The following is a 25,482-nucleotide window of genomic DNA, read 5'->3' as shown; positions in this document are numbered from 1 at the left end:
ACAGCAGGGCTGTCATCGTCACTTCTGACGATGACAGCTGTCGACATCAGCGGTGAGGCCCGTCAATAACCGAGTCACGCAGGATAAGCTCGCCGGAGAAGGTTTGCTGGTACTTAAACTCACCGCCATCCAGCAGGAAGATCAGGCGGCTAATGGTCTCTTTGATCATCTCCGTCACCGGAATGCGCACGCTGGAGAGCGAGGGGACGATGTAGGGGGCGATGGCCACATCGTCAAAGCCAATCACCGACACGGCATCCGGGGTGGCGATCCCGCGCTCATGCAGCTGTTTCATGGCACCAATCGCCATATCGTCATTACTCGCCACCAGCGCCGAAAAGGTTTCACCGCGCGAAAGCAGCTCAGACACCGCTGCCGCACCGCTGGCCGGGTTCCATTTCCCCTGCGCAATCAGCGACGGGCGCAGCGGGATCTGGTGTTGCGCCAGGGCATCTTTGTAGCCCGAGAGACGCTCAACGCCCGTGGGAGAATCCAGCGAACCGGTGATAAACGCAATCTCCCGGTGCCCTTTCTGAATCAGCTGCGACACGGCGTCCTGGCAGGAGGCTTTATGATCTGACCAGACGCTGTGACTGCTGTTTTTCCGTAAGCGGCGGTTGAGGACCATAATCGGCTGTTCGCATTTCTCAACGATATCGTCCATCTCATCCACGCTCAGGAAACGCGGGTAAATGATCACCGCGTCACAGCGCATATCGAGCAAATACTGAATGGCCTCGCGCTCTTCATCCGCACTGTGCTTACCGTCCGCCAGGATCAGCTGCCGCCCTTTCTCTTCCGTCATGCGGGCGGCGTGAAAGAGCAGTTCGCTAAAATAGACGCCGTGATAAAGGGTGTTGGTGACCACCAGACCCAGCGTCTGGGTACGTTTGGTCGCCAGATTTCGTGCCAGCAAATTCGGGCGATAGCCGCTCTCTTCAATCGCCTGAAACACCCGGTCTTTGGTCTCCTGGCTGACGTAGCCATTGCCCGACAATACCCTGGAAACCGTCGCTTTCGAAACGCCTGCCCGCTTCGCGACTTCAAGCATCGTGGTCATCGTAATCTTCCGTTTGAAACTACCAGGGCGCAGTGTACTGCACTGCAGAAAAATTGTCGCAGCGGCGATATCACGCTTTTTACCCCTTCAGGTGATCATCATCACGAAATGAAAAAATGTACAAAATGTGATCTTGTTTCATTCAAAGAAACTATTGATGATTATGTGGAACCGGTTTCCTACATTTCTCACAACGATAACAGGATTACATCCGATGGCCAAAAATTACGCTGCGCTGGCGAATGACGTTGTCAGCGCGCTCGGCGGCAGAGACAACATCGTCGCCGTCACCCACTGCATGACGCGACTGCGTTTCGTCCTCAAAGACGAAAGCCTCACCGATGCCCCGCGCCTGAAAAGCATTAACGGCGTGCTCGGCGTGGTCCGCAACGACAACCAGTGCCAGGTGATCATTGGCAACACCGTGTCTCAGGCCTACCGCGAAGTGGTAAGCCTGCTGCCCACCGACCTGCAGCCTGCCGTACCGGAAGGCCCGCAAAAAATGACCCTGCGCCGCATCGGTGCCGGGATCCTCGATGCGCTGATCGGCACCATGTCACCGCTGATCCCGGCGATCATCGGCGGTTCAATGGTCAAACTGCTGGCAATGATCCTGGAGATGACCGGCGCGCTGGAAAAAGGGGCACCGACGCTCACCCTTCTGACGCTGATTGGCGATGGCGCGTTCTTCTTCCTGCCGCTGATGGTCGCCGCCTCTGCCGCAGTGAAATTCAAAACCAACATGTCGCTGGCGATTGCCATCGCGGGCGTGCTGGTACACCCGGGCTTTATCGAACTGATGGCGAAAGCCGCACAGGGCGAGCACGTTGAATTCGCCTTTATTCCGGTGACGGCAGTGAAATACACCTACACGGTCATCCCGGCGCTGGTGATGACCTGGTGCCTGTCGTACATCGAGCGCTGGGTTGATCGTATTACGCCGGCGGTCACGAAAAACTTCCTTAAACCGATGCTGATCGTTCTGATTGCCGCCCCGCTCGCCATTGTGCTGATAGGGCCGCTCGGGATCTGGATCGGGAGCGCGATTTCAGCGCTGGTCTACACTATTCACGGCTATCTGGGCTGGCTCTCCGTGGCCATTATGGGCGCCCTCTGGCCGCTGCTGGTGATGACCGGGATGCACCGCGTATTTACGCCGACGATCATTCAGACCATTGCCGAGACGGGCAAAGAGGGAATGGTTATGCCGTCGGAAATCGGAGCCAACCTGTCGCTCGGCGGTTCATCGCTGGCGGTGGCATGGAAAACGAAAAACCCGGAACTGCGCCAGACGGCGCTGGCGGCAGCGGCTTCTGCCATCATGGCAGGCATTTCAGAACCTGCCCTCTATGGTGTGGCGGTACGCCTGAAACGCCCGCTGATTGCGAGCCTTATCAGCGGCTTCATCTGCGGGGCAGTGGCTGGCATAGCCGGTCTTGCCAGCCATTCAATGGCGGCGCCGGGGCTGTTTACCAGCGTACAGTTCTTCGATCCGGCCAACCCGATGACCATCGTCTGGGTATTCGGGGTCATGGCGCTGGCGGTTGTGCTCTCGTTTGTTCTGACCCTGATTTTAGGTTTTGAAGATATCCCGGTCGAAGACGACGCTGAGAAAGCACGCGCCCTGCAGAGCGCTCCGGTTCAGGCCAAAGCAGCACAAGTCTAAATTTATAGCGAGGTAAAGATGTCTGTTTTTCCACAAGGATTTTTATGGGGCGGCGCGCTTGCCGCCAACCAGAGTGAAGGGGCTTACCGTGAAGGCGGCAAAGGACTGACGACGGTCGATATGATCCCCCACGGCGCGAATCGTCTGGCGGTGAAGGTCGGTAAGGAAAAACGTTTTACGTTGCGTGACGACGAGTTTTACCCGAGCCACGAGGCGATTGATTTTTACCATCGCTACAAAGAAGACATCGCCCTGATGGCGGAGATGGGCTTTACGGTATTTCGTACCTCGATTGCCTGGAGCCGCCTCTATCCGAACGGCGATGAGCCACTGCCCAATAAAGAGGGGATTGCCTTCTACCGCGCAGTGTTCGAAGAGTGCAAAAAATACAACATCGAACCGTTGGTCACCCTGTGCCATTTCGACGTACCGATGCATCTGGTCACGGAGTATGGATCCTGGCGCAACCGCAAGATGGTCGATTTCTTCGCCCGCTATGCCCGTACCTGTTTCGAAGAATTTAACGGTCTGGTGAAATACTGGCTCACCTTCAACGAAATCAACATCATGCTGCACAGCCCGTTCTCCGGCGCGGGGCTGGTGTTTGAAGAGGGTGAGAACGAAGATCAGGTGAAATATCAGGCCGCGCATCACGAACTGGTGGCAAGCGCCCTGGCGACCAAAATCGCCCATGAGGTGAACCCGGAAAACCAGGTCGGCTGTATGCTGGCCGGCGGCAACTTCTACCCCTACTCCTGCAAACCGGAAGACGTGTGGATGGCGCTGGAGAAAGACCGCGAAAACCTGTTCTTTATCGACGTGCAGGCGCGCGGCAGCTACCCGGCCTATTCTGCCCGCGTGTTCCGCGAAAAAGGGGTGGTGATTGTCAAAGACCCTGGCGACGATGAACTGCTGAAAAACACCGTCGATTTTGTGTCGTTCAGCTATTACGCCTCGCGCTGCGCGTCGGCGGACATGAACGCCAGTAATACTAATGCGGCGAATATCGTGAAATCCCTGCGCAACCCGCACATCCAGGTCAGCGAATGGGGCTGGGGTATCGACCCACTGGGGCTGCGCATCACCATGAACATGATGTACGACCGCTATCAGAAGCCGCTGTTCCTGGTGGAAAACGGCCTCGGCGCGAAAGACGTCATGGATGAACACGGTGAGATTAATGACGACTACCGTATCAGCTACCTGCGCGAACATATTCGTGCGATGGGCGATGCCATAGAAGACGGTGTACCGCTGATGGGCTACACCACCTGGGGCTGCATTGACCTGGTGGCCGCATCCACGGGCGAGATGAGCAAACGCTACGGGTTTGTCTATGTTGACCGCGACGACGCGGGCAACGGTACGCTGGACAGAACGCGTAAGAAATCGTTCTGGTGGTATAAGAAGGTGATTGCAAGTAACGGCGCGGATCTGGCGTAGCCTATTGCCCTCGCCCTCTCCCACAGGGCGAGGGCGAGGGAGTGTCCAGGCCGGGTGGAAGCTACCACCACCCGGCACTGCTCACAGTCGGGAAAAACCGCCGTCCCCACGCCATCCGGCAAGCCGGGAGTAAACCTCTTCGACGGCCTCTTTCACCGGCGGCGTCATCGGATAATAAAACCCAACGATGTCCGGCTGAATGCCCAGAAACAATACCTCTCCCACATCGTCTTTAATCTGATCGACCAGATAGTTCAGCGGCATATTGTGGGTGGTCATCATAAACATCTCGGCGATGTCATCCGGATCAATCAGGCGAGTTTCCCCCGGATTAAGTCCCATATCGGTTGCATCCACAATCAGCAGCCTGTCCGGGTGCAGCTCACGGATCGCCACCACATCGTTTTCCGGTGCGCTGCCGCCGTCAATAACCACCCATTCACCCTGCGGATGCGCGGCACACATTTGTGCAAGCAGCGGGCCCGCGCCGTCGTCGCCCATCATGCTGTTGCCGACACACAGTAAAACATCAGTCACGTAATCTCCTCACCATCAGGTAGATGGCACTCTCCTGATGAATATCATGCAGCATGCTGAGCAAAATTTTGCTCCAGGCCTGCTGCTGTGGGGTTTGCACGCTCAGCGCGGCGTCGAAAGCACTGGCGAGCATCGCAATGTGGTTGGCGTCGATAACGATCTCACCGTACTTCGGCACGCCTTCCATTTTGCGGCGCGCCGTACTGCCCTCCTCCAGCGTGGCGATCCACGCCAGATAATCAGGCCACGGGCAGCTTAATGCCGTTTCGAGACAATCTATCACCCCGAGGTGATGCCCAATGGCCAGGCTGTAATAGACCACCTGCTGCGCCGCATCCGGCGTGGCATCGTTCTCATCAATAAACTTACGGCTCAGCTGACTGAACACCACCGTTTCACTCATCGGATACGCGCCTCTTCCACCACCTGATTCAGGTTCGCGACGATCTCATTAAGACGAGGATCGTTTTCCGCCTCCAGCCAGCGCGTGACCTGATGATCGCCCTGACTCAGCAGACGCAGATAATCGTCGGCAATCTGGCGACCATAGCGATACCCCGCGAGCCGGCGCGCCGTGCGATCGACCTTCACGCGCAGCGGCTGCACCATATCCGGGTGCAGAATTGCGGCAGCCTGGTTGTCGCGTTCACCCGGTTCACGGGCATGTATTTTCTGCTCCAGCAGCCCGAGCGCCATGGCAAAACCGTACAGCGTGGCCGCAGGCGTTGGCGGACAACCGGGAATGTAGACATCCACCGGAACAATTTTATCGGTGCCGCCCCAGACGCAGTACAGGTCATGGAAGATACCGCCGCTGTTGCCGCAGGCACCGTAAGAGATACAGATTTTTGGATCCGGTGCGGACTGCCAGGCACGCAATGCTGGCGATCTCATGGCGCGGGTAACGGCACCGGTAAACAGCAAAATGTCCGCATGACGCGGCGAAGGCACCACTTTAATACCGAAGCGTTCGGCGTCGAACAGGGGCGACAGCGTGGCAAAGATCTCAATCTCACAGCCGTTGCAGCCGCCGCAGTCCACGCGGTACACATAGGCCGAACGTTTAATGTTTTTCAGCAGCGAGGCCTTCATGCTGGCGATGGATTCCTCCACCGTCATCGGCACCGGAATGCCGTTAGCGTCGCGTGGGCCGATCAGGTTTTCCATCAGCTGGCCTCTCTCATATGACGGGTAATATCGATGCGGTCCGACGGCAGCAGGCATTTCTGCCGTTTGCAGTCCGGGCAGGTTTCAAAGCTTTCGCGATGATGCTCCGCGCGGGCATCACCGTTGTGCTGCAACAGCGCGATGGCGTAGTCGATCTCTTTTTGTACGGCAAACGGGCGTTTGCAGACACGGCAGTTGCACAGCGCGAAACGCGACTGCTGCAGGAAATCCTCTTTCTTCCAGACCGCCAGCTCGTACTCCTGCGAGAGACGGATCGCCACCGTCGGGCAAACCTCCTCGCAGCGGCCACAGAAAATGCAGCGCCCGAGGTTGAACTGCCAGGCCAGCTCGCCCGTTTTCAGATCGGTTTCCACCGTCAGGGCATTTGACGGGCAGGCGTTAACGCAGGCAGCACAGCCGATGCACTGCTGCGGGTTGTGCTCCGGCTTGCCGCGAAAGTTTTTATCGACCGGCATCGGCTCCAGCGGATAGCGGCTGGTCACCGTCCCGGTTTTGATCACTTTTTTGATGAAGGTAAACATGTTGACTCCTGCTTATGTGCTGCCTGTGCTCCGCACCCGGATCTCTCATCAAAAAGAGGGTCAGGGTGAGGGCATCAGCCTGCACAAAATCCCCTATTTCAGCGGCGAGTTCTTACGCTCAATGCTGTAGCGCTCCAGCTCTTTGTACGGCACCACCTGGCTTTTCTTCTTGCGCACATCCACCACCGTCATGCGGTCGGTGCAGGAGTAGCACGGATCGAGGCTGCCAATGATCAGCGGCGCATCGGATACCGTATTGCCGCGCAGCATGTAGCGCAGGGTTGGCCAGTTGGCGTAGGTTGCCGCACGGCAGCGCCAGCGGTAGAGCTTCTGGTTGTCACCGGTCATGCTCCAGTGGATATCGTCTCCACGCGGGGCTTCGGCAAACCCCAGCGCGAAGCGGTTTGGAATGTAGGTGAAGCCCTCAACCATCAGCGGACCGCCCGGCAGATTATCCAGACCGAAGTCGATCATGTTCAGCGCGGTGAAGACCTCGTTGATACGCACCTTCAGACGCGAAATAACGTCGCAGCCCTGCTCGCTGTGCACGGTCATAGGCAGCAGGCCGTAGCCGACGAACGGATGATCGGCGCGGGTATCGCGGGCGTGGCCGCTGGCGCGAACCATGGGGCCAACGTTACTGAAATCGCGGGCGATTTGCGGATCCAGTCGGCCAATACCGACGGTACGCTGCTCAATGTTCGGCGTGCTGAGCAGCATATCCACCAGCTCCTGAACGTCGCGACGCATCTGCTGCGCCAGCTGGCGGGTCTGGATCATGTCATCTTTCAGCAGATCGCGACGAATCCCGCCGATCAGGTTCAGACCGTATGTTTTACGCGCCCCGGTCAGGATCTCCGCCATCTTCATGGAGGCTTCACGTACGCGGAAAAACTGCATAAAGCCGGAGTCAAAACCGACAAAGTGACAGGCCAGACCGAGGTTCAGCAGGTGCGAGTGCAGACGCTCCACCTCCAGCAGGATGGCACGGATCATCTGCGCGCGTTCCGGCACCACAATCCCCATGCCGTTCTCCACCGAGGTGGTGTAGGCGGTACTGTGGGCAAACCCGCAGATGCCGCACACGCGGTCAGAGAGGAACGTCACTTCGTTATATCCCATCCGGGTTTCCGCCAGCTTTTCCATCCCGCGATGCACGTAGAACAGGCGGTAGTCGGCATCAATAATATTCTCGCCGTCGACAAACAGACGGAAGTGGCCCGGCTCGTCAGACGTGACGTGCAGCGGGCCTATCGGCACCACGTTGTTCTTTTTGCTGCCGAGCTCATTGATGAACGCGTAAGTCTCGCTGTCGGTGGTCGGAGCCGGACGCTGACGGTAATCCATGCTGTCTTTGCGCAGGGGATAGAGTTCGTCTGGCCAGTCGTCCGGCAGCACCAGACGGCGCTCATCCGGAAGCCCAACCGGGAGCAGACCATACATATCGCGCACTTCGCGCTCGCCCCAGACGGCGGCGGGCACGCGCGGGGTGACAGACGGGTATTCCGGTTTGTTGGGATCCACTTCGACACGCACGGTGAGCCAGCACTTCTCGCCCTGCTCCATCGACATCACGTAGTAAACCGCATAGTTTCCGCACAGCTGACGCTCGTCGTTGCCGAACAACACTGACAGCCAGCCACCCTGCTGGTAGTAAAGAAACTCCACCACTTCCGGCAGGTAGTTCACTTTCACGGTCACCGTTATCTGGTCTTTGGTTTGCCAGGACTCCTCCAGCACCACGCCCGGGAAGGCCTGGTGCAACGCGGCGAGATACTGCTGACCTTTCTTTTCTTCAGACATAAAAACTCTCTTTAATCACGCCACCAGCAAGGAGACGAACGCTAAAAATGCAAAACCAAAACCGGCCCAGGTGATGCGCGACGTCGCCACAAAACGCAGACGCGCCATGCTGTTCTCAAACAGGGCAATCACCAGCACGCCGACAAGTAGCTTGAGCACGGCAACGACCACCGCCAGCACCAGACCGGCCGCGGAAAAGTGCGTCATCTGCCCCCACGGGAAGAAGACACCGACAAACATCTGCAGCACCACCAGCTGTTTGAGGCTGATGCCCCACTTCAGCACCGCAAAGCCGTAACCGCTGTACTCAGTCAACGGACCTTCCTGCAGCTCCTGCTCCGCTTCCGCGAGGTCGAATGGCAGTTTGCCCATCTCGATAAACGTCGCGAATGCGCAGGCGCAGAGCGCCAAAAGCAACGGAAGGGAACGGTCCACGGGCCAGTGATACACGGTATGAGTGATAAAGCTGATATGGGTTGACCCCGCGACCTGCGCAGCGACCCACAGGCCGAGCAGCAGGATCGGCTCAACCAGCACGCCGAGCATGGCCTCGCGGCTGGCACCAATCCCGGTAAACGGGCTGCCGGTATCAAGGCCGGCAATCGCGAAGAAGAAACGCGCGATGGCGAAGAGGTAGATAAGCGTAATGAGATCGCCCAGCACCGGCAGCGGCGACCCGACGGCGACGACCGGTAACGCCGTGGCGATGGTGAGCATGACGCCAGCCAGCACAAACGGTGTCAGGCGAAAGACCCATCCTGCCGCGTCCGGGGAAACGCTCTGACGTCCCATCAGCTTGAACAAATCACGGTACTCCTGGAGTACACCAGGCCCGCGACGGTTATGCATCCGGGCACGCGCCACGCGGCTCACCCCGGAGAGCAACGGCGCCATGGCAAATAGCACCAGCGCCTGAAGTATTGCCAGTAACAGACTCATGTCAGGCTCCTCGTGAAATCACAATCACAACCAGTACCGCCAGCTCGATCAACGCCAGTCGGCGGAACAGCACGGGCACGGCAGCGCGCTGCCAGCCCGGCACCCACCCCACCGGGTTAAGCCAGTCCCGCAGTTTCAGCACCGCGGCAAAGTTCTCTTTGACCGGCATGGCAAAGCCGTGCGCTGTGATCACCATGGATTGCTCATGTGCGTAACCGCAAGCCCAGGCGGTACCGCGTGCGCGGGAGGAGAGACGGTCGCGTCTGAAGAACAGCATCAGCATGAACGGCAGCAGCGGCGCGGCAATCAGCAGCAGCGCAATCATCGGCTGGGACACCGTGGTATGCGCCGTGGTGAGCGGCAGAGGAATGGCGTTACCCAGCAGCGGCAGAAGCCACGGGGCGGCCACCCCGCCCGCGATGCAGCACAGCGCCAGCGCGACAACGCTCGCCCCCATCAATGCCGGTGCACAGCAGGCGTTTTCGGCCTCACGCGTGCGCGGTGCACCCAGGAAGGTCACGCCGTAAACTTTAGCCATACACATCACCGCCAGCGCACCGGTTATCGCCAGCCCAACCGCCAGCAGCGGGCCGAGCAACCGGGCGATAAACACCTCGCTCTGACCGAGTGCGAAGAAGGACTGATAGATAACCCACTCGCCGGCAAAGCCGTTCAGCGGCGGCAGCGCAGCCATTGCCATCAGCCCCACCAGCATGCACAGAGAGATAACGGGCATTTTTTTGCCGATGCCGCCGAGTTTTTCGATATCGCGATGACCGGTGCGGAACCAGACGCTACCTGCCCCGAGGAACAGGGTGCTTTTAAACAGGCTGTGGTTGATCAGGTGATACAGGCCGCCGATAAAGCCGGCCGCAATCAGCGCCGGTTGATTGAGCGCCAGCCCGGTAACGCCTGCGCCAATACCCAGCAGGATAATGCCGATGTTCTCAAGGGTGTGGTACGCCAGCAAACGCTGGATATTGTGCTCCATCAGGGCGTACAGGCCGCCGACGAAGGCGGTGATCATCCCGGCGACCAGCAGCACAACGCCCCACCACAGCGGTGGCTGCCCACCGGTGAGCGTTATCGTCAGAATGCCGAACAGACCAACCTTCATGACAACCGTCGAGAAGAGCGCTGCGGCAGGCGCGGAGGCATGTGCATGTGCCTGTGGCACCCAGCCGTGCAGCGGGATAATCCCGGCCAGCAGACCAAAGCCGATCACGCCAAGTAGCCAGACATCATTCCCCAGCGACTGACCGTTAAGGGCGGAGAAGTCCAGCGTGCCGAAGCGCTGCCACACCAGCCAGCAGGCCAGTACCAGCAGCAACGTGCCAAGACGCCCCAGCGCAAACCACAGTTTGCCGGAGGTGCTACAGCCCGTAAGGAATACGCCGCACAGCGCCATGATCTCGGCCATCACCACCAGCGCGCCGAGGTTGCTGGCAGTGACGGTACAGACCGCCGCGGCCATCAGCAGATTGACCAGCAGACCGTTGGGCTGAGTGTGCTGATGGCGGTGCCAGTCAATATTAAACAGGCTGATAAACACGCCGCACAGACCAAAGGTCACCAGCCAGATGGCATTCAGCGGCGTAATTTCAACGGTGTGCCGTATCAGCGGCATCACCGCTTCGACGGATTGTCCGCCTGTTAACACGAGGCCACCGGCCACCAGCGTCATCACGCTGCCAACCGCCCCGCCGATACCGGCTATCCAGCCGCTCAGGGTTTTATGGAAAGAGAAGATCAAGGCCAACACAGCGGCGGCGGCAAAATAGGCCACCGCGCTGGTAATCATCATCACCGCGTTCATTTCGCCCCCTCGTTCAGCGCCTGAAGCAGAGAAAGATCGCCGAAATCACTGTTAATGGTCAGCTCACGCTTACGTTTACTGGTGCGAACGATGTCGCGAATATTGACCAGAATCAGCGCCTTCGTCGGGCAGGTGCGCACACAGGCTGGCCCTTGTTCATCAAAGCTGCACAGGTCGCATTTGACCGCAACGGCACGCACGCCGGGAACCCAGTCAAGCAGCGTGCTCACCTTCGCCGGCGCAGGTGGCGCTGGCGGCGCTTTCGGGGAGTTGGCATTCGCCGGGATATGCAGCGGACGGCTGCCGGAAAATTCAATCGCGCCGAACGGGCAGGCAATGCCGCACAGTTTGCAGCTCACGCACAGACTTTCATTCAGCTGCACCGCCCCCTCGACACGGGTGATGGCATTAACAGGACAGACTCCCGCGCAGGGGGCATCTTCACAGTGGTGGCAGAGCTGCGGCGCAGACTCTTTTTCATTACGCATGACGCGCAAGCGCGGCATGGACTGTAGCCCGTGCTGACGGTGCGTTTCCGAACAGGCCGCCTCACAGGTTCGACAGCCAATACAGACCGTCGAGTCAGCAATTACAAAACGGTTCACCGGGTCATCCTCTGGTGATAGTCATTTTTGACGAAAAACTGTCTTGTCGACACTTCTCGACACGCAATGGTCAGGCCACGTTCGCTGAGGGATTTCCATCCATCAGCTGTTTCAGGTTGACCGGGAGATCGTGTTCAACAGCGGCGTACAGGCCGTTATAAACCGGCGCGATTTTTTCCAGATAGTGCTCCAGCACCTGCTGGCGATCGCGGTTACTGACGTGACCATCGACCATCCCGTCGGCCATCAGCTGCGCCTTCGCAATACACTGTTTTTCACCTTCTTTTGTTTCGACGTAGTACTCGATGGTGTGGCTGTTGAAAGTGTCTGCCAGGGTGACGTTTATCGTGAAATGGCCGAAGAGCACAAAGCGCATATCCCCCTGCGCTGCACAGCTCATGGCGTGGTGAAGACGGGCTTTTGACAGGGTGATGCCCTGAACCAGAGAGTTGCAGTAAAGGTGCCACTGCTCCTGTAACTGCTGATGGCGCTGCGCAATGTAATCCGCTTTTTCGCTAATTTCCCAAATAGTCATAAAAGGTATCCGGTTAATGGAGATAGCGGCTGTTAAGCAGATTCCATGCCAGTTTTTAACTAATTGATTTTTAACTATTTTAATCAAAAGAAGCGTGTCAATCGCGCCGTGTCGACGTGTCATTTCGACAGCATTGACATCGTCACGCCTTAACAAAAATCAAGCTGGCACCGTTATTGCATTATCGGGGCAATTCATTGAGGAGGCGTCATGCACGAAATCACCCTCTGCGAGCGGGCCGTCGAGTTAATTGAACAGCAGGCGCGGGCAAACAATGCGAAACGCGTCACCGGCGTCTGGCTACAGGTCGGGGCCTTTTCCTGCGTTGAAACCAGCGCCCTGACCTTCTGCTTTGAGCTGGTGTGCCGCGGCACGCTGGCGGAAGGCTGTGAACTTCATATTGAAGAACAGCAGGCGGAGTGCTGGTGCGCGCAGTGTCAGCAATACGTCACTCTGCTTTCTTCGAAGGTTCAGCGCTGTCCACAATGCCAGAGCAGCGAGCTTCGCATCGTGGCGGATGACGGCATGCAGATCCAACGTCTCGAAATCGAGAAGGAGTAAAATATGTGTAGTACCTGCGGTTGCGCTGAAGGCAACCTGTATATAGAAGGGGATGAACACCGTCCTCACGCCGCGTTTCGCTCCGCACCCTTTTCACCTGCCCCTCGTCCTGCAGCGGCATTAACCGGTATCACCTTCGCCCCCCGACACTCCGCTGCGGGCGACCTGCATTACGGGCATGGCGTCGCCGGTACCCACGCGCCGGGGCTCAGCCAGCGTCAGATGCTGGAGGTGGAAATCAACGTTCTGGATAAAAACAACCAGATTGCAGCACGCAACCGCGCCCGCTTTGCCACGCGTAAACAGCTGGTCCTGAACCTGGTCTCCAGCCCCGGCTCCGGCAAAACCACGCTGCTGACACAAACGCTCCACCGCCTGAACGGGCGCATCTCCTGCGCGGTCATCGAAGGCGATCAGCAGACGGTGAACGACGCCGCGCGTATACGCGAAACCGGCACGCCCGCCATTCAGGTTAATACGGGTAAAGGCTGCCATCTGGATGCACAAATGATTGCCGACGCCACGCCGCGCTTGCCGCTGGCGGACAACGGCATCCTGTTTATTGAGAACGTGGGTAATCTGGTCTGTCCGGCCAGCTTCGATCTCGGTGAGCGACATAAGGTCGCGGTGCTCTCGGTGACCGAAGGTGAAGACAAGCCGCTTAAATATCCGCATATGTTTGCCGCCGCTTCGCTAATGTTGCTGAACAAAGTTGACCTGCTGCCGTACCTGAATTTCGACGTGGATAAATGCATGGCCTATGCCCGTGAAGTGAACCCGGAGATTGGCATCATGCTGGTGTCCGCCACCCGCGGTGACGGGATGGATGCCTGGCTGAACTGGCTGGAGAGCGAACGATGTGCATAGGCGTCCCCGGACAAATTCACGCCATTGACGGGAATCAGGCCCGCGTTGAGGTGTGTGGCATATTGCGTGACGTCGACCTGACGCTTGTCGGCAGCACCGACGAAACCGGCGCCTCACGCCTCGGTCAGTGGGTGCTGGTGCACGTGGGGTTTGCCATGAGCATCATCAACGAAGCGGAGGCCCGCGACACGCTCGATGCCCTTCAGAATATGTTCGACGTGGAGCCGGACGTCGGGGCATTGCTGTACGGCGAGGAGCGGTAAACCATGCGCTACGTTGATGAATATCGCGCGCCTGAGCAGGTGATGCAGCTGATTGAACATCTGAAAACACGGGCGGCACGGCTGAGCTATACCACCGAAAAGCCGCTGCGTATTATGGAAGTCTGCGGCGGGCACACGCATGCCATCTTTAAATTTGGCCTCGACCAGCTTCTGCCGGAAAACATCGAGTTTATCCATGGCCCCGGCTGCCCGGTGTGCGTCCTGCCGATGGGACGCATCGACGCCTGCCTTGAGATAGCCCACCAGCCTGACGTGATTTTCTGTACCTTTGGCGATGCGATGCGCGTGCCGGGCAAAAACGGCTCGCTGCTGCAGGCAAAAGCCCGGGGCGCGGATATCAGGATCGTGTACTCGCCGATGGACGCCCTGACGCTGGCCACCCATAACCCCGGTCGCAAGGTCGTCTTTTTCGGGCTTGGTTTTGAAACCACCATGCCCGCCACGGCCATCACGCTGCAGCAGGCCAAAGCCCGCAACATTGATAACTTTTTCTTTTTTTGCCAGCACATTACGCTCATCCCGACGTTACGCAGTCTGCTTGAAGAGCCGGACAACGGAATTGACGCTTTTCTGGCGCCAGGCCATGTCAGCATGGTTATCGGGACGGCGGCCTACGGCTTTATCGCTGAACAGTTCGAACGGCCTTTAGTGGTGGCTGGTTTCGAACCTCTTGATCTACTGCAAGGCGTGACCATGCTGGTTGAGCAGAAAATAGCAGCCCAGAGTGCAGTAGAAAATCAGTACCGCCGTGTCGTCCCCGACAGTGGAAATGTGGTGGCCCAGCAGGCGATAGCCGAGGTATTTAGCGTCGAGGGCGACAGCGAATGGCGTGGTCTGGGGCTGATTGCAGAGTCCGGCGTGCGCCTGACGCCAGCCTACCGGTCGTTCGACGCCGAAGCCCACTTCCGCCCGCAGCCGCAACAGGTGTGTGACGACCCGCGGGCCCGCTGTGGCGAAGTGCTCACCGGCAAATGCAAACCCCATCACTGCCCGTTATTTGGCAACACCTGTAACCCGCAAACGGCTTTTGGCGCGCTGATGGTCTCTTCCGAAGGGGCGTGTGCCGCGTGGTATCAGTATCGCAATCAGGAGTCTGAAGCATGAATACGGTTGAAATGGCACACGGCAGCGGCGGCCTGGCGATGCAGCAGCTGATTAACCGTCTGTTTATGGACGCGTTTGATAACCCCTGGCTGGCGGAACAGGAGGATCAGGCCCGCATTGACCTCTCCATTCTGACCGCGCAGGGCGACAGGCTGGCCTTTTCCACCGACAGCTACGTGATTGACCCGCTGTTCTTCCCGGGCGGCGATATCGGCAAGCTCGCGGTCTGCGGCACGGCAAACGACGTGGCCGTCAGCGGCGCTGTTCCGCGCTTTCTCTCCTGCGGCTTTATTCTTGAAGAGGGGCTGCCGATGGAGACGCTCTCTGCGGTCGTCAGCAGCATGGCGCACACGGCACGCGAGGCGGGTATCGCCATCGTCACCGGCGACACCAAAGTGGTCCAGCGTGGCGCAGCCGACAAACTGTTCATCAATACCGCCGGCATGGGGGCGATCCCTGCCGACATTCACTGGGGCGCGCAGCAGCTTGCCGTCGGCGACGTGCTGATCGTCAGCGGATCGCTGGGTTGCCACGGGGCGACGATCCTGAACCTGCGTGAAGGCCTGGGGCTGGACGGAGAATTACGCAGTGATTGCGCGGTACTGACCCCGCTTATCCAGACCCTGCGTTCCCTTCCGGGCGTGAAAGCCCTGCGCGATGCGACCCGCGGCGGGGTTAACGCCGTGGTACATGAGTTCGCGGCACGCTGCGGTCTGGGTATTGAACTCACTGAACGCGCGCTGCCCGTTAAGCCTGCCGTTCGCGGCTTGTGCGAACTCCTCGGGCTCGACCCGCTAAACTTTGCGAATGAAGGCAAGCTGGTCATTGGCGTGGAGCGCGCGGCGGCCGAATCCGTACTTGAACAGCTGCGGGCACATCCTTTCGGGAAAGAGGCCGCGCTGATTGGTGAAGTGGTTGAGCGCAAAGGGGTGCGCCTGACCGGGCTGTATGGCGTCAAGCGGACGCTGGATCTGCCGCACGCGGAACCTTTACCCCGCATTTGCTAGAACCGCGCCAAAAGCGGTCAGCACTGACTTTCTCTTTTTTGCCAGTTTCTATTGGAAAGCAATATGCCGTATACACCGATGAGCGATCTTGGACAGCAGGGCCTGTTTGACATTACGCGCACACTTTTACAGCAGCCCGATCTTGGCGCGCTGAGCGATGCCCTGACGCGGCTGGTCAGGCAATCAGCGCTGGCAGACAGCGCCGCAATTGTGCTCTGGCATAGCGCAAGCCATCGCGCGAGCTACTATTCAACGCGCGACAATGGCAAAGCGTTTGAGTACGAGGATGAAACCTACCTCGCTCATGGTCCTGTCCGGCGTATTCTTTCCCGCCCGGAGGCGCTGCACTGCAATTTTGAGGAATTCCGCGAAGCGTGGCCGATGCTGGCGCAGAGTCAGTTATACCCGCCTTTCGGCCACTACAGCCTGCTGCCACTGGCGGTGGAAGGGCATATCTTCGGCGGCTGCGAGTTTATTCGTCACACCGACCAGCCGTGGAGCGAGGCGGAATACGAGCGTCTGCACACCTTTACCCAGATTGTGGCCGTGGTCGCAGAGCAAATTCAAAGCCGCGTCACCAATAATGTGGATTACGACCTGCTGAGCCGCGAACGTGACAATTTCCGGATCCTGGTGGCCATCACCAACGCGGTGCTTTCGCGCCTCGATATGGATGAGCTGGTCAGCGAAGTCTCAAAAGAGATCCACCACTATTTCAAAATCGACGCCATCAGTATTGCGCTCCGGGGGCACCGGAAAGGCAAGCTGAACATCTACTCCACCCACTATCTTGATGAGGCAAACCCCGCCCACGAACAGAGTGAAGTGGATGAGGCGGGCACGCTCTCTGAGCGGGTATTTAAAAGCAAAGAGATCCTGCTGCTCAACCTCAACGAGCAGGATGCGCTCGCGCCTTATGAGCGGATGCTGTTTAACACCTGGGGGAATAAAATCCAGACGCTGTGCCTGCTGCCGCTGATGTCCGGCAATACTATGCTTGGTGTCCTGAAGCTGGCGCAGTGTGAAGAGGGCGTCTTTACCACCGCCAACCTGAAACTGTTGCGCCAGATTGCCGAGCGTATCTCCATCGCACTGGATAACGCGCTGGCCTATCAGGAGATCCACCGTCTGAAAGAACGGCTGGTGGATGAAAACCTGGCGCTGACGGAACAGCTTAACAACGTGGACAGCGAGTTTGGCGAAATCATCGGCCGCAGCGATGCCATGTACAGCGTGCTGAAACAGGTGGAGATGGTGGCGCAAAGTGACAGTACGGTGCTGATCCTCGGTGAAACCGGCACCGGTAAAGAGCTGATTGCCCGTGCGATCCACAACCTCAGCAACCGTAACAGCCGCCGCATGGTGAAGATGAACTGCGCCGCTATGCCCGCAGGCCTGCTGGAAAGCGATCTCTTTGGCCACGAACGCGGCGCGTTTACCGGTGCCAGCAGCCAGCGCCTGGGCCGTTTCGAGCTGGCGGACAAAAGCTCGTTGTTCCTTGATGAAGTGGGTGACATGCCTCTGGAGTTGCAGCCCAAACTGCTTCGCGTCCTGCAGGAGCAGGAGTTTGAACGTCTTGGCAGTAACAAACTTATCCAGACAGACGTGCGGCTCATTGCCGCCACCAACCGCGATCTGAAAAAAATGGTCGCCGACCGCGAGTTTCGAAGCGACCTCTATTATCGCCTGAACGTCTTCCCAATCTGCCTGCCGCCCCTGCGTGAACGGCCGGAAGATATCCCTCTGCTGGTCAAAGCGTTTACCGCCAAAATAGCCCGCCGGATGGGCCGCAACATCGACAGTATCCCCGCCGAGACGCTACGTACCCTCTCCTCGATGGAGTGGCCGGGTAACGTCCGTGAACTGGAAAACGTCATTGAGCGCGCGGTATTGCTGACGCGCGGTAACGTACTGCAACTCTCCCTGCCCGAAGTTTCCCTGCCCGAAACCCCGGTTACAGCCACCGACGTGGCGCAGGAAGGTGAAGACGAATATCAGCTGATCATGCGCGTGCTGAAAGAGACTAACGGTGTCGTGGCCGGACCGAAAGGTGCCGCCCAGCGACTGGGGCTAAAACGCACCACGCTGCTCTCGCGCATGAAACGTCTCGGGATTGATAAAGAGAGCCTGGTGTAGCGTCATTCTGGCTGAGATCCCGCATGCAGGCGTTGGGATACGGTTGTCAGCGAAGCGCCTGAACGGTTACTTTTTCGGGCGATACTTTTCCGGTAATTCCGGCACCGGGCGACGGTCATCCATCAGGTGGCGTACCGTCAGGATGGGATGACGCCATAACATGCGTGGGCCAGCCCAGCGCATCACCTGCTTCATCTCTTCGCGCCTGGCAGGCTGATAGCAGTGAACGGGGCACTGTTTACAGGCGGGTTTTTCCTCACCAAAAACGCATTTATCCAGGCGCTTATTGGCATACGCTTTCAGCGCCTGATAATGCCCCTCTTCCTGCGAAGCCTGGGGACACTGTGTTTCATACAGCGCGATCATTTTCGCGATCGTCTCTTTCTCACGTGTAATGCGTTTTCCGGACATAACGGCTCACCAGATAATAAAGTGCATTTATAATACGCCTTTCAGCTACTGATTTCAGGTGTTGCATTCTGTTTTCTGAAGGCTGATTCCAGTATTAAGCCCACGCCTGCAGTAAATCACTGGTATTTTATACAGTATCAGGAATGACCCTTGTCCACGTTGTCCGGAGGCCGTATGCACGAGATCGCTATCACCAAATCCTATCGTCATTTGAAAGTGGGGTATTTCAGAAAGCGTCATGAAGACCGTAACACCAAGATACCCAAACGCTACAGCGTGCATGCGGCGCTGAGCTTAAAGGGCGACTGGCTTGAAAAAGCGGGGTTTACCACCCATTCGCAGGTCAGAGTGGGGGTTGAGCATGGAAAAATTGTCATTGAGTTAGTGCAGGAAGGCACCTCGTAAAGCCGCGACATTTTTCTGCGCCGTACCTTTTTTTCATGCGACAATAGAAGGAACTAACGGCCACTGAGCCGCCCAAAGCGTATTATTTTCAAAGAAATGGACATCATAACTCCATGAGCACAATCGACAATTTCGACGCACATACGCCGATGATGCAGCAGTACCTGAAGCTGAAAGCACAGCATCCGGAAATCTTGCTGTTCTACCGTATGGGCGATTTTTACGAGCTATTTTATGACGATGCCAGACGTGCGTCGCAGCTGCTCGACATCTCTCTGACCCGGCGTGGCGCATCTGCAGGCGAGCCCATTCCCATGGCCGGTATTCCGCATCACGCGGTAGAAAACTACCTTGCGAAACTGGTGAATCAGGGTGAGTCAGTCGCCATCTGCGAACAGATCGGCGATCCGGCAACCTCAAAAGGGCCGGTTGAGCGCAAAGTCGTGCGCATCGTCACGCCTGGTACGATCAGCGACGAAGCCCTGCTGCAGGAGCGTCAGGATAACCTGCTGGCAGCACTGTGGCAGGACGGCAAAGGTTTCGGTTATGCGACGCTGGATATCAGCTCCGGACGTTTTCGTCTGAGCGAACCGGCAGATCGTGAAACGATGGCGGCTGAATTGCAGCGCACGAACCCGGCAGAACTGCTCTATGCCGAAGATTTTGCCGAGATGGCGCTGATTGAAGGCCGCCGCGGTCTGCGCCGTCGTCCGCTGTGGGAGTTCGAAATTGATACCGCGCGCCAGCAGTTGAATCTGCAGTTTGGCACCCGCGATCTGATTGGCTTTGGTGTGGAAAATGCCCCGCGCGGACTGTGTGCCGCGGGTTGCCTGCTGCAGTACGTCAAAGATACTCAGCGCACCACCCTGCCGCATATCCGCTCGATCACGATGGAGCGGCAGCAGGACAGCATCATTATGGATGCCGCGACGCGTCGTAATCTGGAGATCACCCAGAATCTGGCCGGAGGCGTGGAAAACACCCTCGCTTCCGTCCTCGACAGCACGGTGACGCCGATGGGCAGCCGTATGTTAAAACGCTGGCTGCATATGCCCATTCGCGATACCGACACGCTTACCTGTCGTCAGCAGACGATTGCCGCGTTACAGGATCGCTACAGTGAACTGCAGCCCGTGCTGCGCCAGGTTGGCGATCTGGAGCGTATTCTTGCGCGTCTGGCGCTGCGTACGGCACGTCCGCGCGACCTCGCCCGCATGCGTCATGCCTTCCAGCAGTTGCCGGAATTGCGCAGCCTGCTCGCCGATGTGGATAGCGCGCCGGTGCAGAAACTGCGTGAAACCATGGGTGAATTTAGCGAGCTGCGCGAGCTGCTCGAACGCGCCATTATTGACGCACCTCCGGTTCTGGTGCGTGACGGCGGCGTAATTGCCCCGGGCTACAACGAAGAGCTGGATGAATGGCGTGCGCTGGCCGACGGTGCCACGGACTACCTGGATAAGCTGGAAATTCGCGAGCGCGAACGCCTTGGGCTCGATACCCTCAAAGTGGGCTATAACGCGGTTCACGGTTACTACATTCAGATCAGCCGTGGACAAAGCCATCTGGCCCCCATCCACTACGTGCGCCGCCAGACGCTGAAAAACGCTGAGCGTTACATTATCCCTGAACTGAAAGAGTATGAGGACAAAGTTCTCACCTCGAAAGGCAAGGCGCTGGCGCTGGAGAAACAGCTGTATGAAGAGCTGTTCGACATGCTGATGCCGCACCTTGCAGACCTGCAGTCAAGCGCCAGTGCGCTGGCAGAGCTGGACGTGCTGGTCAACCTGGCAGAACGCGCTGAAACGCTGAACTACACCTGCCCGACCTTTACCGATAAACCCGGTATTCGCATCACCGAAGGCCGTCATCCGGTTGTGGAACGGGTGCTGAACGAGCCGTTCATCGCCAACCCGCTAAGCCTGTCGCCACAGAGAAGAATGCTGATCATTACCGGTCCAAACATGGGCGGTAAAAGTACCTATATGCGCCAGACGGCGCTTATCGCTCTGCTCGCCTATATCGGCAGCTACGTTCCTGCGCAAAAAGTGGAGATTGGCCCTATCGACCGTATCTTTACCCGTGTCGGGGCAGCGGACGATCTGGCCAGCGGCCGCTCAACCTTTATGGTGGAGATGACCGAAACCGCCAATATTCTGCATAACGCGACCGAATACAGCCTGGTATTGATGGATGAAGTCGGGCGCGGAACATCAACCTATGATGGTCTGTCACTGGCATGGGCCTGCGCTGAAAACCTTGCCAATAAGATCAAGGCAATGACGCTGTTCGCAACCCACTATTTCGAGCTGACACAGTTGCCAGAAAAGATGGAAGGCGTGGCAAACGTCCACCTCGATGCGCTGGAACACGGCGATACCATCGCCTTTATGCACACCGTACAGGATGGTGCCGCAAGCAAGAGCTATGGCCTGGCCGTGGCCGCGCTGGCGGGGGTTCCTAAAGAGGTGATCAAACGTGCGCGCCAGAAATTGCGTGAGCTGGAGAGCCTGTCACCGAATGCCGCGGCCACGCAGATTGATGGCACGCAAATGTCGTTGCTAGCCCCGGCAGAAGAGACGTCACCGGCCGTTGAGGCGCTGGAAAATCTCGATCCGGACTCGCTCACACCGCGTCAGGCGCTGGAGTGGATTTATCGCCTGAAAAGCCTGGTGTAGTCTGCACCCGGTGGCGCAATGCTTACCGGGCCTGCCGGGAAGTAGCGGTATCTGAAACAAACAGGCCGGGTAAGGCGAAACCGCCTCCCGGCTTTTTTTAGCGCTTATCGTCGGCCAGTAACGGCGGGATCGTCGGCACCTGTGGTGCGTCATCGATATCCTTCTGCGTCATGCGAAACGCTTGCGGATAATGATCGCGGTGGGTCCGGCGTAGCGGTTCCGTGTCTCGCCAGGTATACAGACAATGCTGGCACTGATAGACAGTCCAGACCCCTTTCACCGGTGATGTTGCCATCACCTCAATATGCTCATCAGCACAACGTGGACATATCATCTTTTCCTCCTTATTGGCGTGCAGCCAGCATCGCAGTCAGTTTTTCGGCCCAGGCCTTGGTTTCAGGTAAATCCTGCACCGGCTGGCTGAAGTGGCCCCGGTTGTCGGGTGCAACAGGCGTGGTGGCATCAATAATCAGTTTGTCGGTAATGCCTGCCGGGCTGGAGCCCGGGTCCAGTTCAAGTACCGACATATTCGACAACTGCACCAGATCGCCCGCCGGGTTCACCTTCGAGGACAGCGCCCACATCACCTGCGGCAGGTTGAACGGGTCAACGTCTTCATCCACCATAATCACCATCTTCACGTAGCCCAGGCCGTGCGGCGTGGTCATAGCACGTAAGCCGACTGCGCGGGCAAAGCCACCGTAGCGTTTTTTGGTGGAGATAATCGCCAGCAAACCGTGGGTATACATGGCATTGACCGCCTGCACTTCCGGAAATTCTGCTTTCAGCTGCTGGTAGAGCGGTACACAGGTAGCCGGGCCCATCAGGTAGTCAATTTCGGTCCACGGCATGCCGAGGTAGAGGGATTCAAAAATGGGTTTTGTGCGGTAAGACACTTTATCAATACGCACCACCGTCATGTTACGGCCACCAGAGTAGTGCCCGGTAAACTCACCAAAGGGTCCTTCGATTTCGCGCTTGCGGCCTTCAATCACCCCTTCCAGAATGACTTCAGATCCCCACGGTACATCAAAGCCGGTCAGCGGTGCCGTCGCAATGGGATAGGGGCTTTCGCGCAGCGCACCGGCCATCTCATACTCAGATTGATCGTATTTCAGCGGCGTCGCGCCCATAAGTGTAATAATCGGATCATTGCCAAGCGTAATCGCGACCGGCAGATCTTCACCGCGCTCTTCCGCTTTATGCAAATGCAGGGCGATATCGTGCATCGGAACCGGTTGCAGACCCAGCTTGCGTTTTCCCTTCACTTCCATGCGATAGATACCGACGTTCTGCTTGCCGAAGTTATCCGCATCAAGCGGGTCGCGCGAAACGACGCACGCTTTGTCGAGATAAAAACCGCCGTCACCGTCGTTCAGACGGAACAGCGGCAGGATGTCGAAAAGGTTAATGTCTTCACCCTCCACCGTATTTTGAGCCCAGGCGGGATCTGCACGGCGCTCTGGCGTGACGGGGAATTTATCCCAGCGGCGAATAAACTCATCAATCTGTTTTTTGACGGGGGTGTTCGCGGGCAGTCCCATAGAAATAGCGTGATTCTGCCAGGAACCAATGGTGTTCATTACCACCCGGGCATCGGTAAACCCGCGAATATTTTCGAACCACAGCGCCGGTGCGCCGTCACCAATACGGCCTGTGGCATTGGCTGCCGCGGCCAGGTCCGGTTCTGCATTCACCTCTTCTTCAATTTTCAGCAGTTGCCCTTGCTCATCGAGCGCCTGCAGGAAGCTTCTCAAATCATCAAATGCCATCTTTATTCTCCTGTGAAAAATGTTTTGCTTCCCGCAACCCGTTCCAGCGGCGCGCTTTTTTGTGCTCCAGACCAAACTGGTCGAGCACGCGGGTCACAATGTGATGGGTGATATCGTCGGCGGTCTGCGGGTGGTTGTAATACGCGGGCATCGGCGGCACCATTGCCACGCCCATACGGGACAGTGCGAGCATATTCTCGAGATGAATGGTGCTGAGCGGGGTTTCACGAGGAACCAGCACCAGTTTGCGCCTCTCTTTCAGCACCACATCTGCCGCACGGCCCACCAGTCCTTCGGCGTAGCCTGCGCGAATGCCTGCCAGGGTTTTCATACTGCAGGGAATGACGATCATGCCGTCGGTGCGAAACGAGCCGGATGAGATAGTGGCAGCCTGATCGGCTGGGCTGTGGACAACATCGGCCAGCGCAGCCACATCCTGTGCGGTGTAGGGCGTCTCCAGCTCAATGGTGGTTTTTGCCCATTTCGACATGACCAGATGGGTCTCCACCTCCGGCATGTCACGTAATGCCTGCAGCAACGCTACGCCCAGCGGCGCGCCCGTTGCGCCCGTCATTCCAACTATCAATCTCATTCAGCACCTCAATGAATTCGTTCGCATACGAACATGTTAAATACGTTACTCCCGGATCCCGTTTCTGACAATATTGTTCGTACACGATCACATTAATTGCTAAAAATTGCCGCGTTAAAATCCTGGGCAAGAGCGGCTATCATAGGGAGAGAATTTTTCGTCGGAGTGTTCATGGAACTGAGACAAGAGGCGTTTCACCTGTTACGCCAGCTTTTTCAACAGCATACTGCCCGTTGGCAACATGCATTGCCGGAACTGACCAAACCGCAGTACGCGGTATTGCGGTCTATTGCCGAAAATCCGGGGATTGAGCAAGTTGCTCTGACAGAAGTGGCGGTCAGCACAAAGGCGACGCTCGCGGAGATGCTGAGCCGCATGGAGGCGCGTGGACTGGTAAAACGCGAGCACGATCCGGCGGACAAGCGTCGTCGTTTCGTCTTCCTGACGCCGGAAGGTGAAGCGCTGCTTGCCAGCTGTAAACCGATCGGCAATGACGTGGACGAGGCGTTTTTAGGGCGGCTGAGCAACGACGAGCGGGCGCAATTCTCCGCACTCGTCAAAAAAATGATGCGCGACTAGTTAACCCGGGTGCGCATAAAGTCGATAAAGGTGCGCACTTTCGCAGGCACATGCGGGGCATCGGGATAAACCGCATAGATGCCCTGCCGCGCAAAGGTATATTCCGGTAAAACCGACACCAGCTTGCCGTCATCAAGCGCATGGCGCACCAGCCACGCCGGCAACAGCGCCACGCCACATCCCGCGAGCGCAAAGGCCATCAGCGCCTGAGCACTGTCCGCAAACAAACGCGGTGCTTTTTTAATTTCCAGCGTGGCGGGCTCACCGCAGGCATCGTTCACCTGCCAGCGCAGCGGCGAGGCTAAGCGCTCATGAATAATCCAGTCAGCTTTCGCCAGCTGTTCAAGCGATTCTACAGGATGGTTACGCAGCCAGCCGGGCGTCGCTACGGGGAAAATAGTGAACTGCGTTATCAGTGCCGCGTGATAGCGTGAATCTGCAAGGGTTCCCAGCCGGATGGCGACATCAAAGCGCTCTGAAATCAAATCGGCATGCAGTGAAGACGAAACGTGACGCACGCGAAGGTCCGGGTGTTGCTGGCTAAACTCAGCCAGTAACGGGACCACAACCTGCGAGCCGTACTCCGGTGTGGTGGTGATCCGCAACTCCCCCGTAAGACCTGCATGGTTTGCACGGACGTCGTCCTTCAGGCGTTCCGCGTCCTTTAAAAGCGCGACGCTCCGTTGATGGAAAAGCCTCCCTGCCTCGGTTAACGTCAGTCGACGGGTGGAACGCAGCAACAGGGTGACACCCAGTTCATCTTCCAGCTGGCGGATATTGAAGCTGACCACCGCTTTTGTCAGCCCCATTGCCTCTGCTGCGGCGGTGAAACTCCCGGTATCTGCGACGGCGACAAACATCGCGGTACGCTGCAAATTAATCATGGTCAGCCCTATTACTGTCAAAAATTTTTTGACAGTATATCGCGCTTTATAACGTTTATCCGTACCTCCCTGCCCGATACGATACGCCCCTC

At 57.7% G+C, this 25,482-nt stretch carries 26 protein-coding genes; 11 read left to right on the top strand and 15 right to left on the bottom strand.

Annotation, left to right across the window (positions count from 1 at the left end):
- Window positions 1-46: 46 nt before the first annotated feature.
- A complete protein-coding gene (locus tag QLG09_RS04280; RefSeq protein WP_049022820.1) occupies window positions 47-1,060 on the bottom strand; it encodes a LacI family DNA-binding transcriptional regulator in 1,014 nt (337 codons plus the stop codon).
- 214 nt (window positions 1,061-1,274) lie between these two features.
- Here QLG09_RS04280 and ascF point away from each other — a divergent pair, with 214 nt between their 5' ends.
- A complete protein-coding gene (gene ascF, locus QLG09_RS04275) occupies window positions 1,275-2,726 on the top strand; it encodes a PTS cellobiose/arbutin/salicin transporter subunit IIBC (RefSeq protein WP_020883839.1) in 1,452 nt (483 codons plus the stop codon).
- A gap of 18 nt (window positions 2,727-2,744) precedes the next feature.
- The gene (locus QLG09_RS04270; protein WP_020883838.1) at window positions 2,745-4,169 is read left to right on the top strand and encodes a 6-phospho-beta-glucosidase; all 1,425 of its coding nucleotides are present in this window, start codon (window positions 2,745-2,747) and stop codon (window positions 4,167-4,169) included.
- An 81-nt stretch (window positions 4,170-4,250) separates the two neighbouring features.
- On the opposite strand, the gene hycI is transcribed toward QLG09_RS04270, so the two are convergent.
- The 9 genes from hycI to hycA all read right to left on the bottom strand — a co-directional run bounded on the left by hycI (window position 4,251) and on the right by hycA (window position 12,113).
- Window positions 4,251-4,706: a hydrogenase maturation peptidase HycI gene (gene hycI / locus QLG09_RS04265; protein ID WP_014171360.1), complete on the bottom strand. Its 456-nt coding sequence runs from the start codon at window positions 4,704-4,706 to the stop codon at window positions 4,251-4,253.
- Window positions 4,699-5,109 (bottom strand): formate hydrogenlyase maturation HycH family protein, encoded by a 411-nt coding sequence (locus tag QLG09_RS04260; RefSeq protein WP_020883837.1) that lies wholly within the window; start codon window positions 5,107-5,109, stop codon window positions 4,699-4,701. Before QLG09_RS04260 ends, hycI begins: the two co-directional genes overlap by 8 nt.
- Window positions 5,106-5,873 carry an NADH-quinone oxidoreductase subunit B family protein gene (locus tag QLG09_RS04255; RefSeq protein ID WP_014171362.1) on the bottom strand — a complete coding sequence of 256 codons (768 nt, stop codon included), beginning with the start codon at window positions 5,871-5,873 and terminating at the stop codon, window positions 5,106-5,108. Before QLG09_RS04255 ends, QLG09_RS04260 begins: the two co-directional genes overlap by 4 nt.
- Window positions 5,873-6,415: a formate hydrogenlyase complex iron-sulfur subunit gene (locus QLG09_RS04250; protein WP_014171363.1), complete on the bottom strand. Its 543-nt coding sequence runs from the start codon at window positions 6,413-6,415 to the stop codon at window positions 5,873-5,875. The genes QLG09_RS04255 and QLG09_RS04250 overlap by 1 nt, the downstream gene beginning before the upstream one ends.
- 93 nt (window positions 6,416-6,508) lie before the next feature.
- Window positions 6,509-8,218 carry a formate hydrogenlyase subunit HycE gene (gene hycE, locus QLG09_RS04245; RefSeq protein WP_025203377.1) on the bottom strand — a complete coding sequence of 570 codons (1,710 nt, stop codon included), beginning with the start codon at window positions 8,216-8,218 and terminating at the stop codon, window positions 6,509-6,511.
- A 15-nt stretch (window positions 8,219-8,233) separates the two neighbouring features.
- A complete protein-coding gene (locus QLG09_RS04240) occupies window positions 8,234-9,157 on the bottom strand; it encodes a respiratory chain complex I subunit 1 family protein (RefSeq protein ID WP_049022822.1) in 924 nt (307 codons plus the stop codon).
- A 1-nt stretch (window position 9,158) separates the two neighbouring features.
- Window positions 9,159-10,973, bottom strand: a complete 1,815-nt coding sequence (hycC, locus tag QLG09_RS04235; RefSeq protein WP_049022823.1) for a formate hydrogenlyase subunit 3 — start codon at window positions 10,971-10,973, stop codon at window positions 9,159-9,161.
- Window positions 10,970-11,578, bottom strand: coding sequence for a 4Fe-4S dicluster domain-containing protein (locus QLG09_RS04230; protein ID WP_014171368.1), 609 nt, complete (start codon window positions 11,576-11,578; stop codon window positions 10,970-10,972). Before QLG09_RS04230 ends, hycC begins: the two co-directional genes overlap by 4 nt.
- Window positions 11,579-11,648: 70 nt before the next feature.
- Window positions 11,649-12,113 (bottom strand): formate hydrogenlyase regulator HycA, encoded by a 465-nt coding sequence (hycA, locus tag QLG09_RS04225; RefSeq protein WP_032680403.1) that lies wholly within the window; start codon window positions 12,111-12,113, stop codon window positions 11,649-11,651.
- A gap of 210 nt (window positions 12,114-12,323) precedes the next feature.
- Between hycA and hypA the strand changes: the two genes are divergently transcribed.
- The 6 genes from hypA (at window position 12,324) to flhA (ending at window position 18,072) form a co-directional block, all read left to right on the top strand.
- A complete protein-coding gene (hypA, locus tag QLG09_RS04220) occupies window positions 12,324-12,674 on the top strand; it encodes a hydrogenase maturation nickel metallochaperone HypA (protein WP_049022824.1) in 351 nt (116 codons plus the stop codon).
- 3 nt (window positions 12,675-12,677) lie between these two features.
- The gene (gene hypB / locus QLG09_RS04215) at window positions 12,678-13,541 is read left to right on the top strand and encodes a hydrogenase nickel incorporation protein HypB (protein WP_049022825.1); all 864 of its coding nucleotides are present in this window, start codon (window positions 12,678-12,680) and stop codon (window positions 13,539-13,541) included.
- Window positions 13,532-13,804 (top strand): HypC/HybG/HupF family hydrogenase formation chaperone, encoded by a 273-nt coding sequence (locus tag QLG09_RS04210; RefSeq protein WP_014171373.1) that lies wholly within the window; start codon window positions 13,532-13,534, stop codon window positions 13,802-13,804. The genes hypB and QLG09_RS04210 overlap by 10 nt, the downstream gene beginning before the upstream one ends.
- Window positions 13,805-13,807: 3 nt before the next feature.
- On the top strand, window positions 13,808-14,929 hold the full coding sequence (gene hypD, locus QLG09_RS04205) for a hydrogenase formation protein HypD (protein ID WP_025203372.1): 1,122 nt from the start codon (window positions 13,808-13,810) through the stop codon (window positions 14,927-14,929).
- Window positions 14,926-15,936, top strand: coding sequence for a hydrogenase expression/formation protein HypE (hypE, locus tag QLG09_RS04200; protein WP_049022826.1), 1,011 nt, complete (start codon window positions 14,926-14,928; stop codon window positions 15,934-15,936). Before hypD ends, hypE begins: the two co-directional genes overlap by 4 nt.
- Before the next feature lie 63 nt (window positions 15,937-15,999).
- A complete protein-coding gene (gene flhA, locus QLG09_RS04195) occupies window positions 16,000-18,072 on the top strand; it encodes a formate hydrogenlyase transcriptional activator FlhA (RefSeq protein ID WP_020883827.1) in 2,073 nt (690 codons plus the stop codon).
- A gap of 66 nt (window positions 18,073-18,138) precedes the next feature.
- Here flhA and QLG09_RS04190 read toward each other — a convergent pair whose 3' ends face one another.
- Complete coding sequence (locus tag QLG09_RS04190; RefSeq protein ID WP_040018915.1) at window positions 18,139-18,483, bottom strand: nitrous oxide-stimulated promoter family protein; 345 nt, start codon at window positions 18,481-18,483, stop codon at window positions 18,139-18,141.
- Between the two features lie 174 nt (window positions 18,484-18,657).
- Here QLG09_RS04190 and QLG09_RS04185 point away from each other — a divergent pair, with 174 nt between their 5' ends.
- Both QLG09_RS04185 and mutS read left to right on the top strand, forming a co-directional pair.
- A complete protein-coding gene (locus tag QLG09_RS04185; RefSeq protein WP_020883826.1) occupies window positions 18,658-18,888 on the top strand; it encodes a SymE family type I addiction module toxin in 231 nt (76 codons plus the stop codon).
- Between the two features lie 113 nt (window positions 18,889-19,001).
- Window positions 19,002-21,563: a DNA mismatch repair protein MutS gene (mutS, locus tag QLG09_RS04180; protein ID WP_014171380.1), complete on the top strand. Its 2,562-nt coding sequence runs from the start codon at window positions 19,002-19,004 to the stop codon at window positions 21,561-21,563.
- Window positions 21,564-21,660: 97 nt separating this feature from the next.
- Here mutS and QLG09_RS04175 read toward each other — a convergent pair whose 3' ends face one another.
- From QLG09_RS04175 to QLG09_RS04165, 3 genes are read right to left on the bottom strand one after another with little or no spacing between them, the layout of a single operon-like run.
- Window positions 21,661-21,897, bottom strand: a complete 237-nt coding sequence (locus tag QLG09_RS04175) for a non-oxidative hydroxyarylic acid decarboxylases subunit D (protein WP_014171381.1) — start codon at window positions 21,895-21,897, stop codon at window positions 21,661-21,663.
- A gap of 10 nt (window positions 21,898-21,907) precedes the next feature.
- On the bottom strand, window positions 21,908-23,335 hold the full coding sequence (locus QLG09_RS04170) for a non-oxidative hydroxyarylic acid decarboxylases subunit C (RefSeq protein ID WP_049022829.1): 1,428 nt from the start codon (window positions 23,333-23,335) through the stop codon (window positions 21,908-21,910).
- Window positions 23,325-23,927: a non-oxidative hydroxyarylic acid decarboxylases subunit B gene (locus tag QLG09_RS04165; RefSeq protein ID WP_049022830.1), complete on the bottom strand. Its 603-nt coding sequence runs from the start codon at window positions 23,925-23,927 to the stop codon at window positions 23,325-23,327. Before QLG09_RS04165 ends, QLG09_RS04170 begins: the two co-directional genes overlap by 11 nt.
- Before the next feature lie 171 nt (window positions 23,928-24,098).
- Between QLG09_RS04165 and QLG09_RS04160 the strand changes: the two genes are divergently transcribed.
- The gene (locus tag QLG09_RS04160) at window positions 24,099-24,506 is read left to right on the top strand and encodes a MarR family transcriptional regulator (protein ID WP_025203368.1); all 408 of its coding nucleotides are present in this window, start codon (window positions 24,099-24,101) and stop codon (window positions 24,504-24,506) included.
- Here the strand turns inward: QLG09_RS04160 and QLG09_RS04155 are convergent.
- Entirely contained in the window at window positions 24,503-25,390 is an 888-nt protein-coding gene (locus tag QLG09_RS04155) for a LysR family transcriptional regulator (protein WP_049022831.1), read from the bottom strand. The two genes, QLG09_RS04160 and QLG09_RS04155, sit on opposite strands and share 4 nt — an antisense overlap.
- Window positions 25,391-25,482: the final 92 nt, after the last annotated feature.

The sequence above is a fragment of the Enterobacter sp. V89_11 genome (genome assembly GCF_029967775.1).
Classification (GTDB): domain Bacteria; phylum Pseudomonadota; class Gammaproteobacteria; order Enterobacterales; family Enterobacteriaceae; genus Enterobacter; species Enterobacter ludwigii.
Note: the sequence above shows the minus strand (reverse complement) of the source record. Positions and strands in the feature narration are given on the sequence as shown.

What these genes read in the sequence shown, in the direction of transcription:
- QLG09_RS04280 (WP_049022820.1), bottom strand. Translation starts at nt 1,060, where the DNA reads ATGACCACGATGCTTGAAGTCGCGAAGCGGGCAGGCGTTTCGAAAGCG.
- ascF (WP_020883839.1), top strand. Translation starts at nt 1,275, where the DNA reads ATGGCCAAAAATTACGCTGCGCTGGCGAATGACGTTGTCAGCGCGCTC.
- QLG09_RS04270 (WP_020883838.1), top strand. Translation starts at nt 2,745, where the DNA reads ATGTCTGTTTTTCCACAAGGATTTTTATGGGGCGGCGCGCTTGCCGCC.
- QLG09_RS04260 (WP_020883837.1), bottom strand. Translation starts at nt 5,109, where the DNA reads ATGAGTGAAACGGTGGTGTTCAGTCAGCTGAGCCGTAAGTTTATTGAT.
- QLG09_RS04255 (WP_014171362.1), bottom strand. Translation starts at nt 5,873, where the DNA reads ATGGAAAACCTGATCGGCCCACGCGACGCTAACGGCATTCCGGTGCCG.
- QLG09_RS04250 (WP_014171363.1), bottom strand. Translation starts at nt 6,415, where the DNA reads ATGTTTACCTTCATCAAAAAAGTGATCAAAACCGGGACGGTGACCAGC.
- hycE (WP_025203377.1), bottom strand. Translation starts at nt 8,218, where the DNA reads ATGTCTGAAGAAAAGAAAGGTCAGCAGTATCTCGCCGCGTTGCACCAG.
- QLG09_RS04240 (WP_049022822.1), bottom strand. Translation starts at nt 9,157, where the DNA reads ATGAGTCTGTTACTGGCAATACTTCAGGCGCTGGTGCTATTTGCCATG.
- hycC (WP_049022823.1), bottom strand. Translation starts at nt 10,973, where the DNA reads ATGAACGCGGTGATGATGATTACCAGCGCGGTGGCCTATTTTGCCGCC.
- hycA (WP_032680403.1), bottom strand. Translation starts at nt 12,113, where the DNA reads ATGACTATTTGGGAAATTAGCGAAAAAGCGGATTACATTGCGCAGCGC.
- hypA (WP_049022824.1), top strand. Translation starts at nt 12,324, where the DNA reads ATGCACGAAATCACCCTCTGCGAGCGGGCCGTCGAGTTAATTGAACAG.
- hypB (WP_049022825.1), top strand. Translation starts at nt 12,678, where the DNA reads ATGTGTAGTACCTGCGGTTGCGCTGAAGGCAACCTGTATATAGAAGGG.
- QLG09_RS04210 (WP_014171373.1), top strand. Translation starts at nt 13,532, where the DNA reads ATGTGCATAGGCGTCCCCGGACAAATTCACGCCATTGACGGGAATCAG.
- hypD (WP_025203372.1), top strand. Translation starts at nt 13,808, where the DNA reads ATGCGCTACGTTGATGAATATCGCGCGCCTGAGCAGGTGATGCAGCTG.
- hypE (WP_049022826.1), top strand. Translation starts at nt 14,926, where the DNA reads ATGAATACGGTTGAAATGGCACACGGCAGCGGCGGCCTGGCGATGCAG.
- flhA (WP_020883827.1), top strand. Translation starts at nt 16,000, where the DNA reads ATGCCGTATACACCGATGAGCGATCTTGGACAGCAGGGCCTGTTTGAC.
- QLG09_RS04190 (WP_040018915.1), bottom strand. Translation starts at nt 18,483, where the DNA reads ATGTCCGGAAAACGCATTACACGTGAGAAAGAGACGATCGCGAAAATG.
- QLG09_RS04185 (WP_020883826.1), top strand. Translation starts at nt 18,658, where the DNA reads ATGCACGAGATCGCTATCACCAAATCCTATCGTCATTTGAAAGTGGGG.
- mutS (WP_014171380.1), top strand. Translation starts at nt 19,002, where the DNA reads ATGAGCACAATCGACAATTTCGACGCACATACGCCGATGATGCAGCAG.
- QLG09_RS04175 (WP_014171381.1), bottom strand. Translation starts at nt 21,897, where the DNA reads ATGATATGTCCACGTTGTGCTGATGAGCATATTGAGGTGATGGCAACA.
- QLG09_RS04170 (WP_049022829.1), bottom strand. Translation starts at nt 23,335, where the DNA reads ATGGCATTTGATGATTTGAGAAGCTTCCTGCAGGCGCTCGATGAGCAA.
- QLG09_RS04165 (WP_049022830.1), bottom strand. Translation starts at nt 23,927, where the DNA reads ATGAGATTGATAGTTGGAATGACGGGCGCAACGGGCGCGCCGCTGGGC.
- QLG09_RS04160 (WP_025203368.1), top strand. Translation starts at nt 24,099, where the DNA reads ATGGAACTGAGACAAGAGGCGTTTCACCTGTTACGCCAGCTTTTTCAA.
- QLG09_RS04155 (WP_049022831.1), bottom strand. Translation starts at nt 25,390, where the DNA reads ATGATTAATTTGCAGCGTACCGCGATGTTTGTCGCCGTCGCAGATACC.